The 11,704-nt window shown below is 65.1% G+C and carries 9 protein-coding genes; all 9 read right to left on the bottom strand.

The genetic code is table 11. The features are described 5' to 3' along the window. Positions 1–12: 12 nt before the first annotated feature. The 9 genes from HAQ05_RS02930 to HAQ05_RS02890 all read right to left on the bottom strand — a co-directional run bounded on the left by HAQ05_RS02930 (position 13) and on the right by HAQ05_RS02890 (position 11,702). Complete coding sequence (locus tag HAQ05_RS02930; protein WP_190417196.1) at positions 13–1,701, bottom strand: dipeptide ABC transporter ATP-binding protein; 1,689 nt, start codon at positions 1,699–1,701, stop codon at positions 13–15. A 19-nt stretch (positions 1,702–1,720) separates the two neighbouring features. Next, entirely contained in the window at positions 1,721–2,596 is an 876-nt protein-coding gene (locus HAQ05_RS02925) for an ABC transporter permease (RefSeq protein WP_190417194.1), read from the bottom strand. Between the two features lie 22 nt (positions 2,597–2,618). Beyond that, entirely contained in the window at positions 2,619–3,569 is a 951-nt protein-coding gene (locus HAQ05_RS02920; protein WP_190417192.1) for an ABC transporter permease, read from the bottom strand. Continuing rightward, on the bottom strand, positions 3,566–5,179 hold the full coding sequence (locus HAQ05_RS02915; protein WP_190417189.1) for an ABC transporter substrate-binding protein: 1,614 nt from the start codon (positions 5,177–5,179) through the stop codon (positions 3,566–3,568). Before HAQ05_RS02915 ends, HAQ05_RS02920 begins: the two co-directional genes overlap by 4 nt. Before the next feature lie 100 nt (positions 5,180–5,279). Beyond that, positions 5,280–6,956, bottom strand: a complete 1,677-nt coding sequence (locus HAQ05_RS02910; protein ID WP_190417187.1) for a dipeptide ABC transporter ATP-binding protein — start codon at positions 6,954–6,956, stop codon at positions 5,280–5,282. Then, positions 6,953–7,819: an ABC transporter permease gene (locus HAQ05_RS02905; RefSeq protein ID WP_190417185.1), complete on the bottom strand. Its 867-nt coding sequence runs from the start codon at positions 7,817–7,819 to the stop codon at positions 6,953–6,955. The genes HAQ05_RS02910 and HAQ05_RS02905 overlap by 4 nt, the downstream gene beginning before the upstream one ends. Continuing rightward, entirely contained in the window at positions 7,809–8,825 is a 1,017-nt protein-coding gene (locus HAQ05_RS02900; protein ID WP_190417183.1) for an ABC transporter permease, read from the bottom strand. The genes HAQ05_RS02905 and HAQ05_RS02900 overlap by 11 nt, the downstream gene beginning before the upstream one ends. A 13-nt stretch (positions 8,826–8,838) precedes the next feature. After that, positions 8,839–10,509, bottom strand: coding sequence for an ABC transporter substrate-binding protein (locus HAQ05_RS02895; protein WP_190417181.1), 1,671 nt, complete (start codon positions 10,507–10,509; stop codon positions 8,839–8,841). Continuing rightward, the gene (locus tag HAQ05_RS02890; protein ID WP_190417179.1) at positions 10,506–11,702 is read right to left on the bottom strand and encodes an acyl-CoA dehydrogenase family protein; all 1,197 of its coding nucleotides are present in this window, start codon (positions 11,700–11,702) and stop codon (positions 10,506–10,508) included. Before HAQ05_RS02890 ends, HAQ05_RS02895 begins: the two co-directional genes overlap by 4 nt. Positions 11,703–11,704: the final 2 nt, after the last annotated feature.

Here is an 11,704-nt window from a genome sequence, read left to right as displayed (position 1 = left end):
AAGGGAAGTGCATCAGGCGTGCCGCGCTTGGCTGTCGTTTTGGGCTACCGGGCGCACCGGCAGCACCGAGGCCAGCAACGTTTGCGTGTAAGGGTGATGGGCATTGGCGAGTAGGTTTTGCGCGGCGAAGGTTTCGACAATGCGCCCGCGCTGCATGACCGCCACGCGATCGCAGAGAAACTCGATCACCGGCAGGTTGTGGCCGATGAACAGGTAGGTCAGGTCCAGTTGTTCGCGCAGCTCCAGCAGTAGATTGAGGATCTGCGCCTGGATCGACACATCCAGCGCCGAGGTGGGTTCGTCGAGGATGATCACCTTTGGCTGCACCACCAATGCCCGGGCGATGCCGATGCGTTGGCGCTGGCCACCGGAGAACGCATGCGGGTAGCGGTGCAACTGCTCGGCCTGCAGGCCCACCCGTTCCAGCGCCTGCACGGCAAGGTCGCGCGCCTGCGAGTGATTGCTCGCCAAGCCCAGGCGCAAGGCCGGTGTGCTGAGCTGTTCAAGGACGGTCCGGCGTGGGTTGAGCGAGGCGTTGCTGTCTTGGAAAACGTATTGCAGTTGCTGGCAAAAGCCCAGGTGTTCGGCGGCGGTGCTAAAAGGCAGGCGCTGCCCGTTGAAGGTGAGCGTACCGGCGCTGGCCGGGAGCAGTTGCGCGATCAGCCGGCCGAGCGTCGATTTGCCCGAGCCGGACTCACCGATCAACCCGAGGATTTCGCCGGCATACACCTCAAGGTCCACCTGCTGCACCGCCTGCACCTGGTGGCGCCCGCGCCACCAGCCGGTGCCGCTGCTGAAGGTTTTGCTCAGGCCCTTGAGTTGCAACAGGGGCAATGGCTGCGGGCGTGGTGCCGGCGCCGGCAACGGCACGTCCGCCCGGCCCAGGCGCCGGCCTGGGCCGGGGTTGGCCAAGCGTGCACCGAGGTCTGGCACCGAAGCGATCAAGCGCTGGGTGTAAGGGTGTTGCGGGGATTGCAGCAGCGCACGGGTAGGGCCTTGTTCAACGACTTGCCCTGCCTGCATCACGGCCACTCGCTGGCTGACCCACGACACCACGCCAAAATCATGGGTGATGATCAAGATGGCGGTGCCATAGCGGCGGTTGATGTCGAGTAGCAGGTCGAGGATCTGTTTTTGCACCGTCGCATCCAGCGCCGTCGTCGGTTCGTCGGCTATCAGCAAGGCAGGGCGGCTGAGCAGCGCCAGCGCGATCATTACCCGTTGGCGCATACCTCCACTGAGCTGGTGTGGGTAGGCCCTGAGCACGCGCGCCGGGTCGTGGATGCCGACCCGTTCGAGCCAGGCGTGCGCTTCGGCGCGGGCCGCGGTACCTTTCAGGCGATGTTGATGGCGCAGGTTTTCGACCAACTGTTGGCCGACCCGGAACGACGGGTCCAGGGCGCTGAGCGGGTTTTGGAAGATCATGCCAATGCCCTGGCCGCGCACGCGGTTGAGCGCAGCCTCCGGCAGCCCGAGCAGTTCGCGTTCACCAAAGCGAACGCTGCCGCGCACGGCGGTACCGCGGCGGGGCAGCAGCCCCATCAGGGCGGCAGCGGTGACGCTCTTGCCCGAGCCGGACTCGCCCACCAGGGCAACGATCTCGCCGGCGTCGATGTTCAATTCGATGCCGCGCACGGCAGCGTGGCGGCATTTACCATCGATGAAATCGACCTGCAGGTCTTTGATGCTCAACACACTCATGGTGGGTTCCCCTGGGCAGTCAGTCACGAGGGTCGAGGACGTCGCGCAAGCCATCGCCCAACCAATTGAAGGCCAATGCCACGGCCACGATCGCCAGGGCCGGCACCGTGGCCACGTGGGCGTGCCCCTGCAGCATCACCGTTGCCCCTTCACTGACCATGCGCCCCCAATCAGCCTGCGGAGGCTGCACGCCCAGGCCCATGAAGCTCAACCCCGCAAGGAACACCAGCATGCCGCCAACCAAGGTGGTGGCGTACACCACCACCCCGGTCAGCACATTGGGCAGTAGCTCCTGCACCAGCAACTCGCGGGGGCTGGCGCCCAGCGCACGGGCAGCCTCCAGGTATTCCTTGTCGCGCTCGGCCTTGACCTCGGCATAGACCACCCGGGCCAAGTACGGCAGCGCACTGAACAGGATGGTCAGGCTGACCGCCGCCAGGCCCGGGCCAAACACCGTGGCCAGGCCAATGGCCAGGAGCACCATAGGAAACGCTAGTAGCATGTCCAGGGTACGCATGATCAGCGCGCTCATGCGGCCCTGGCGGAACCCTGCGAACAACCCTAGCAGCAATGCCAGCAGCGCCGCGCCCAACACTGGCGGTAGGCAGGCGAGTAACGCGCTGCGCCCGCCCCAGAGCACCCGGCTGAAGAGGTCGCGGCCTTGTGCATCGAGGCCCAGCCAGTGGCCTGGCGTGCCCAGGCCGCCAAGGCGCAAGCGTGGCTGGCTGAAGTTCGGGTCGTAAGGTGCCAGCCACGGTGCCAGGGCGCTGCCGACCAGCACCAGGCAGATGAACACCAGGCTGGCGCAGGCCAGCCGGTTGCGCCGCAGGCGCCGCCAGGGCGATGGGCGGCGAGTGCTGCCCACGGGCAATGTGGTGGTGATGGGGGCCGTCATCGAGGCAGTTCTCCTGGGTATGTCACGCCGCCCGTGCGCGCGGGTCGAGCGCATCGAGGGTGATGTCGGTGAGTAGGTTGATCACCAAAAAGCACGCGGTGACCAATAACACCCCAGTCTGTATCACCGGGTAATCCTGGCCCGCGGCGGCGTTGTAAAGCTGGCTGCCGATGCCCGGCCAGGCGAATACCTTTTCGACGAAAATCACCCCGCTGAGCAAGTAGCCAACCTGCAACCCGGTCATGTTCACCACCGGCGCCAACAGGTTGCGGCCCACATGCCGGCGAAGGATCCGGCCATGGGAAAACCCCTGGGAGCGACAGGTACGGATGTAATCGGCATTCATGATGTCGATGACGGTGGCACGCACCAACCGCGCCAGGATCAACATGGAGATGATCGCGGCGGCGAACGCCGGCAACACCAGGTGGCGCAGCAGGTCGATGAGGCCACCGCCGCCGCGCAAGTCGTACATGCCCGACACCGGCAGCCAGCGTAATTGGATGGCGAACAACCAGATGAGCGCCAGGCCCAGCCAGGCCACCGGCAGGTTGTGCCCGAGCTGAATCAATAGCAAAGCCAGGCGGTCGCCCGCACTGTCGCGGTGCAGCCCGCCGTAGAGCCCGACCAGCACGCCGAACAGCACACAGATCAACACTGCGGCGGCGGCCAGAAGCAACGTATTGGCGAAGGCCGGTGCCAGCACGTCGAACACCGGTACCTTCAGCGCCAGCGAGGTACCCCAGTCGCCGTGCAGCAAGTGGCCGAGCCAGTCGGCGTACTGCACCGCCAGGGAGCGGTCGAGGCCGTAGCTGGCGCGGATGTCATCGATGGACTGCTGTGAGATTTGGCCCTGCAACGCGTTGCTGATAGGGTCGCCAGGGGCGAGGTGGGCGACCCAGAACACCAGCACCGAGATCACCACGAACAGCGGAATGGCCTGTAACAGGCGCGTAACGATCAGCCTCATCATGCTTGCAACCATACGTTGCTCAAGTCATAGAAGTTCTGCGCCGGCACATTGAAGCCGCGCACGTTCGGCGCGCTGGTGAAATAGCGGTTGAAGGTGAGCAGCGGCACGACCCCCGCCTGCTGCTGCAGCAGTGCGTTGGCCGCTTGCCATAGGCCGATGGCGTGTTCTTCATCCTCCGCCTGAGCGGCGGCTTCGATCGCCGCTGCCAGTTGCCCGCCGAGCAAATCGCCGCCACCGCCGCGGGCCTTGACGTAGCCGTCATATACCAGTTTGAGCCAGTACGGGGTGACGAAGCCCCACTCCATGCTGAACAGCGCGGTGTCGGCGTCCAGGCTCGACAGGTGCGAGCTATAACTGAGCCATTCCTGAGAAACGATCCGCACGTCGATACCGACTTTGGCGAGGTCATCGCGGATCCACTCGATGGTCGGCTGGTTGGCGACATCGGTGGCAATCGTGAAGCTAACGCTACCCTCGCCATGCCCGGCCTCGCGTAACAGCGCCCGCGCCGCCTGCGGGTCGTAGGGGTAATCCTGCTGGCGGGCGTCGTAAGCATCGTTGCCGATGTTGAGGATATTGCGGTTGGGCAGCGCGTAGCCGCTGAACAGGGTCTTGGCCAGGCCGTCGCGGTCGATAGCGTGGATCACCGCCTGGCGCACCTTAAGGTCTTTAGCGAAGCGGTTATTGAAGTTCCAGCCGAGAAATAGCTCGCCGGCGTTGCTGCTGTCGTGCACGTGGAAGCCGCCGGCCTGCAAGGTTTCGACGGCATCGGTGGGGGTGCGCGTGAGGATGTCGATCTCACCGGTTTGCAAGGCACTCAGGCGCGTAGCGTCATCGGCGATCGGGCGAAACACCAGGCGCTCCAACCAAGGCTTGCGGCCCCAGTAGTCGTCGTTGCGCAGCAGTTCGGTTTTTTCCCCGCGCACGCGGCTTACCAGTTTGAACGGGCCGGTGCCACAGGCATGCTCGGCCAGGCCGTTCTGGCCATAGGTTTGCAGGGCCAGGGGGCTGAAGAACCCTGACACGTAGTTGCCTTGTGGCAGCAGGCGCAAAAAAGCCATGAAGGGGCGCTCGAACACGTACTGCACGCGGTGGCTGCCGAGCACGTTAAGCGCTTTGAGCTGGCCATACACCGGGCGCATCGAGGCGCTGGCTTGCACGTCGAAATGCTCGAACTGTTTGTCGGTGAAACGCCGAACGTTGAAACGCACCGCCTCGGCGTCGAACGGCGTGCCGTCATGAAAGCGCACGCCCTGGCGCAAGTCGAACGTGAAGGTGGTGAAATCCGCGCTGGCCTCCCAGTGTTGCGCCAGGGCCGGTATAAGCGGTGGCGCACCGGCGCTGGCCGGTTGGCTGAGGTCTTCTCCGACCAGCGATTCATAGAGGTGCCGGTCGACCCGAAAGGTTTCCCAGGAGTATTGGCGGTTGGGGTCGTAGACGGTCGGCTCTTGGTACTGACCGATGATCAACGTGCCGCCGCTGCGCGGTGCCTCGCCGGCGGCGAAGCCCCAGCCGTTGTTGAGGGCGAAGGGCGCCGCCAGGGCTAGGGTACCGCTGGCCTTGAGAAAGTGGCGCCGATGCAGGGCGCTGGCGGGGGTGTTCAGGGGCATTGGGCCTCCAGGGTGGGGCGATGGGCAATAGGTTTGGCCCGAGCACCATTCGGGCAAGGTTTCTTGATCGCTTCAGGGCGCGATAACGGGGCAGGGCGCCTCATGGGGACACCCCGTTGGCCCGTGAGGCGGCCAGCAACTGCCGGGTATAGTCGTGGCTGGGGTGAAACAGCACCTGGTCGGCTTCACCGTGTTCGACGATGGCACCGTCCTTCATCACCACCACCTGCTGGCTCATGTGGTGCACCACGTCGAGGTCGTGGGAAATAAACAGGTAACTGACGTGCAACTCTCGCTGGATCAGCAGCAGCAAATCGAGGATCTGCGCTTGGATCGACACATCCAGTGCTGACACGGCTTCATCGCACACGACCAGCGACGGTGAGTGCGCCAATGCGCGGGCGATGGCGATGCGTTGCCGTTGGCCGCCCGACAAGTACCGTGGATGGCTGTGCAGGGCACTGCGGGGCAGGCCCACGGCATCGAGCAGGGAATGCGCCTGGGCGGTGACGGTGGGCCCTCGTTTGCGCGCGCCGAACAACAGTGCGTCTTCGAGGACCTGCGCCACCGACCAGCGCGGGTCGAATGAACTCAGCGGGTCTTGGAACACCACGCCCATGCGCGGGCGCAGCGGCCTCCGTTGTGCTTCGCGCTGTTGCCGGGCGACCCAGGCGTGACCGTCGAGGTCGACCTGCCCGGCATCCGGGGTGAGCAGGCCGAGGACGATATTGGCCAGCGTGCTTTTGCCCGAGCCCGATTCGCCAACGATGCCCAGCGTTGCCCCGGCCGGGACCTGGAACGACACATTATCGACCGCGCGGCGCGGCTGCGCCGGGTGGCGGTGAAAGGTCTTGGACACGTTGCGCACCTCCAGCCGGGGTCCGCGCAGCGCCTCGGCCGCTGGCCGGGCAATGGCCGCCAAGGCGTGGGCGGGCAGCGCCAATGCCGGGCCCGGGCTCAAGCGTTGGCCTTTACGCTGCGGATGGGGGATCGCCGCTAACAACTGGCGGGTATAGGGCGATACTGGCGCACTGCGCAGTTGGGCACTGGGCGCATATTCGACGATCTTGCCCTGATGCATTACCGCGATATGGTCGGCCACCTTGGCCACGGCGGCCAGGTCGTGGCTGATCAGCAGAATAGCGGTGCCGCGCTGCTTCAACGCCAGCAATAGCGCCAGGATCTGCGCCTGGACGCTGGCGTCCAACGCAGTAGTGGGCTCGTCGGCAATCAGCAGCGCCGGCTCCAGCGCGATGGCCGAGGCAATCAGGGCGCGTTGGCGCAAACCGCCGGAGAGCTGTGGCGAGCGTAGGTCGATACGTTGTTCAGGGTCGGGAATACCGACCCTGGCCAAGGTTTCCAGCACCTGTTGGCGCCGCTCGGCGGCGGGCATGGCGCGGCGGTGCAGGCGAAATGCGTCGCCGACTTCCTCGCCGACCGTACGCAGTGGGTCGAGCGACACCAGCGCGTCCTGCAGCACGAAGCCCACGCGCTCGCCACGCACACTTCTCCAGTGGGCCTGGCTCAGCGCGAGCAGGTTGTGGCCTTGAAATTCGAGCTGGTCGGCGCTGACCCGGGCGGCATCGCCCAGCAGCCCGACCAGGCTCTTGGCGATCACCGACTTGCCCGAACCCGACTCACCGACCAGCGCCAGGCATCGCCCAGGCTGCAAGGTGAAGTCCACACCATGGAGCACTTCGCGGTAAGCGCCGGCTACGTCAAAGCCGATACGCAAATTACGCGCGGCCAGCAGGGGGGAAGGAAGTAAGTCGCTCATGGGTTACGGTTCCGCGATTCGAGGGCGCGCCCAAGGGCTGTGGCGGCGACCGAGGTGGCAGCGATCAATAGCCCGGGGAACAGGGTCAGCCACCAGGCCGAATAGATGAAATTCTTACCGCTGGCCAGCAACAGGCCCCATTCCGAAGCCGGCGGCGCCGCACCCATGCCGAGGTAACCCAGCGCGGCGCCCCAAATGATGGACTGGCCGATGCCGAGGGTGAACAACGCCAGCAATGGCCACATCACGTTCGGTACCAGGTGGCGGACCAGGATGAACCGCGGTGAGCGCCCGAGCGCGACGGAAGCGTTGATGTACTCGGCATTTTTTTGCACCCGCACCTGCGTGCGGATCACCCGCGCAAACCCCGGGAACATCGACAGCCCCACGGCGACGGCGGTGGTGTAGGCACCATTGCCGAACACGGTGATGAACAACAACGCCAGCACGATCGAGGGGAAGGCGAACATTACTTCGACAAACCGGGTCACGGCCCAGTCCAGCGCGCGGCCGCCCAGGCCACCGATGAAACCGCAGAGCATGCCCAGGCCCAGGCCGATCAGTGTGGCCAACACACCGATTGCCAAGGAGTCGTGGGCGCCGTGCACGGCACGGCTGAACACATCGCGGCCGTTTTCATCGGTGCCGAACAGGTGCCTCCATGACGGGCTTTGCAGTATGTAGTTGGTGTCCATGTCGGTGGGCGAGTAGGGCGCGAGGGTGGCTGGAAACAGCGCCGCCCAGGCCAATACGGCGAGCACCGCCAATGCCAAGCCGGGTAACCAGCGGGCGGGCAAGGGGTACCAGCGCTGCCCCTGCCGCAACGCTGCGGCCAGGGGAGCGGGTGGCTGTTCAATGTTCATGGGCAGCCCCCGGGTCGACCCAGCGCACGAGGTTGTCTGCCGCCAGGTTGGCAATCACATACAGCAGCGCCGCCACGGTGACCACGGCGGCCACCAGCTGGATATCGCGGCCATCGACCCCTAGCATCAGTACGCGGCCAAGCCCCGGCCGGCTGAACACGCTTTCGACCACCACCGCACCGCTGATCAGCGCACCGAAAAAGCTGGCCGAGGCACTGATCGCCGGGGCGATGGCATGGCGCAGGGCGTGGCGTAACAGCACCCCCCACTCACTTTCACCACGCGCCCTGGCGCTCAGCGCAAAGGGTGCTTGCAACGCATTGGCCAATGAGCCGCGCAGGATCTGCGCCAAGTACCCGGCACAGGGCAGCGCTAGCGTCAGCACCGGCATCACTAGCCCGGGCACGCTGCCTGGCTCGCTCACCGCCGGTAGCCACCGCAGTTGTACCGAGAAAAGCATGATCAGCAGCGCCCCTAGCCAAAAGTGCGGTAGCGAAGCGCTGAGGGTTTCGACCACCGCGCCGAGGGCTGACGCCAGGCGGCCGCCGCGCGCCGACCAGAGCACGAAGGCCAGGGCCAGCAACCAGGCGCAGGCCAAGGCCGTTACGGCCAGCAGCAAGGTAGGGCCAAGGTAGCGCTGCAGGATGCTGCCGATATCGTCACGCATGATGTACGAGTAGCCGAACTGGCCCCGGCCGAAGTCGTAGAGCATGCTCAGGTACTGCTGCAGCAGCGGCCGATTCAGGCCGTATTGTTCGCGGATCTGTTGCAGCACCACCTCCGATACGTCGATGCCGCTGCCTCCTCCGGCGATCAGCCGCGCCGGGTCCCCCGGCACCACACGCAGGGCAATGAAGGTGACGCTGACCACCCCGAACATCACCAACAGTGCGCTGAGGCCTTGCGTCGCCAGGCGCCACAGGGCCAACCTTGCCCCCAGGTGCGCGCCCAAGGGGGTGAGTGTTGCCAACCCCTTTCGGTGGCGCTTGAACACTACCCAGCTCATGCGTATTCCTCCGTCAATGGCCGGGGGCCAGCCATACATCGTAAAGCGCCACATAATTGGACGCCGGCCACAGGCGCAGCCCGTGAACCTGGGGTTTGTAGGCCAAGCGGGTTTGTTGGTCGGCGATGGGCAACAGCACCCCCAATTCGCCGATACGCGCCTGCACCTGCTCATACAACGCCTGGCGCTGTTGCGGGTCACCGGCACGGGTGGCTTGTTCGAGCAAATGGTCGAGCGTGGGGTCCAGTACCGGAGTTGGCGACTTGTGCGAGCCATCGGCATTGGTCGCGCCGCCGGCGGAATGGAACAGCGCACGCTGGATGTCCGGGGAGTTCTTGCTATAGCTCAAGCGCACTACTGCATAGTTCCAGCCGTAGGCACTGGCGAGCGCGGAAGCGCCGTCAAGCTGCTGGATATCCAGCTTGAAGCCGACTTTCTTCAGCGCTTGCTGCGCTTGTTGCACGGTCGAGACCAGCGCCGGAACTTCGCTGGCGGCGAGGGTGAAGGTCGAGCCCAGGCGCTGGCCGCCTTGGGTTCGGTAGCCTTCGCTGTCACGGCCGGTCCAGCCAGCCTCATCGAGCAAGGCGTTGGCCTTGGCTTCGTCATGTTGGTAGTACTCCGGCCGGTCGATATGGTAGGTGGTGGTCGAGCTGATCGGCGAATACAACGGCGCGTACTGGCCGAAAAACGCGGTTTTCAATGACGTACCCACATCCACGGCATGGATGAATGCCTTGCGTACCCGTTCATCGGTCCACGGTGCTTGGGTGCGGTTGAGGAAAAACACGTCGGCGATGCCTTTGCGTGCTGCGGTGATCAGCGTGATCGACGGGTCGGCCTGGAAGGTGGCGGTGTTCTCGACGTTGGCCCCCTCGATGGCATCCACCGCGCCGGATTGCAACGCCGCCAGGCGCGCGGCGTTGTCGGTAATGAAGCGATACTCGACCTTTTCCAGGTAGGCCGGCCCCTGGTGGGCGACGATGGGCGGCCCCTGGGTGAAGTGCTCGTTGCGCACGAAGGTCACCCCGGTTTGTTGGTCGAACGCCGCCACCTTGAAAGGCCCGGTGCCGGCGGGTGTACTGCAGTTCTGTTTGGCGCCCTGTGCCAGCGCGGTAGGCGATTGCATGGGCACGATCGGGTCGGCCAGGGCTTCGAGGGTGCCGCTGTCCGGTTCAAGCAGCTTGATCGCGACCGTATAAGGGCCCAGTACCGTGGCCGATTCGACACGCAACAGAGAGGTGCGTGTCCATGACGTGCTCTGCAGGATGTAATCGATGTTCGCTTTCACCGCCTCGGCGTTGAAGGGCGTGCCATCGGAAAACACCTTGTCTTGGCGCAGCGTGAACACGTAGGTCAAGCCGTCGTCGGATACCTTCCATGAGGCGGCTAGCCACGGATGGATCTGGCCGTGTTCATCTTGGAACACCAAGTTCTCGAAATACTGCTGGGCAATCGCCCCGGCCGCGCGGTCGGCGTACTGCACGGTGTCGAGGCATTTCACTACTTCAGAGATGGCGAAACGCAGGGTGCCGCCCGACACCGGCTGGCTGGGTGCCTGTTTGTCGTCATTGGGTTGTGAACAGGCAGCCAGCGTCGCAACCAGGGCCCATAGTGGCGCGCGGCGCAGAACGTTGTGCAGCGTAGTTGGGAAGCCGGACGGGGGAAGTAGCGGGTGGGCGGTCATTTGGCCACCCGCTGGCTGAGGTCGACGCCGCTGTACCACTGGCGCAGGGCTACTTGGCCATTGAGCTCATAATTGCCGATGGCCTTCAGGCGAAACCCGATCGGGTTGTGGCTCGCCAGCGTGCGCGCGTTGCGCCAGAAACGGTCCCAGTTGCGGTCGGCGTCCAACGCCGAGGCACCGCCGACGTCGAACAGCCGGGTGGCGGCCTCCAGTACGGTGCGGGTGACCGCTTGCTGGGCGCGGAACACATCGTGCTCCAGGGCTTCGAGCTGGCCTTTATCGCTGTTTGGGTTCGCCACCAGTGCCACCAAGGTGTCGAGCCGCTGGCCGATATCACGGACGATCACCTCGCTGGTGTAGGCCGCGCTGCTCAACTCGCCGACCACCACTTGCACCACCGGGTCGTCCTTGGGCAGCGCGCCGGTGCCTTGGCTGAAATAGCGGGTGCGCTCGCGCACGTAGCGCACGGCCTCCGCATGGGCGGCGCGGGCGATACCGGCGAGCCCGAGCAAATGAAAATGCTGGGCCAGCGAGGTGCCGTAGGGGGCGAATGCTTCGAACGTCGGCAGGGTGTTTTCCGCGCTGACCGCCACTCGCTCGAAGCGCGTCGTGCCGCTGGCGGTCAGGCGCTGACCGAAACCGTTCCAATCGTCCACCGTGGCCAGGCCTGGGGCGCCCTTGGGTATGGCCAGTAGCGTGAGGCGGTCATCCTCGCCCTCGGCCAGGGTCGCGACCCAGTCAGCGTATAGAGAACCGGTGGAATAGTACTTCTCGCCACTGAGCCAGCGAGCCTCGCCGTCGCGGTGCACCCGCGTGGCAAAATGATCAGTGTTGACCGCGTTGCGCTCGGTGTGAGCGCCACCGATGATCGCCCCCTCGGCGATGCGCCGCAGCCAGGTGTCGCGTATTGGCGAAGAGGCCGCCAGCAGCAATGATTCAACGAAAATGAAATGCGCCCTGAAGATTTGCACGAAATTCGAATCGGCCTCGGCCAGTATCAGCAGTTGCTCGCTCAATTCAGCGACGGACAAACCACCGCCGCCTTGGCCAAGGGGCACACGCAGGGCACCAAAGCCCAGCGCGGCCAGTTCGGCGATGTCTTCATAGGGCAGCCGGCGAGCTTTGTCGCGCTCGGCGGCCTGGGCCCGGATGCGGGCGATGATCGGGGCAAACTTAGCGGTGTGAAGCGGCATGG

Origin of the sequence: Pseudomonas typographi (assembly GCF_014694385.1) — a bacterium.
Classification (GTDB): Bacteria; Pseudomonadota; Gammaproteobacteria; order Pseudomonadales; family Pseudomonadaceae; genus Aquipseudomonas; species Aquipseudomonas typographi.
Note: the sequence above shows the minus strand (reverse complement) of the source record. Positions and strands in the feature narration are given on the sequence as shown.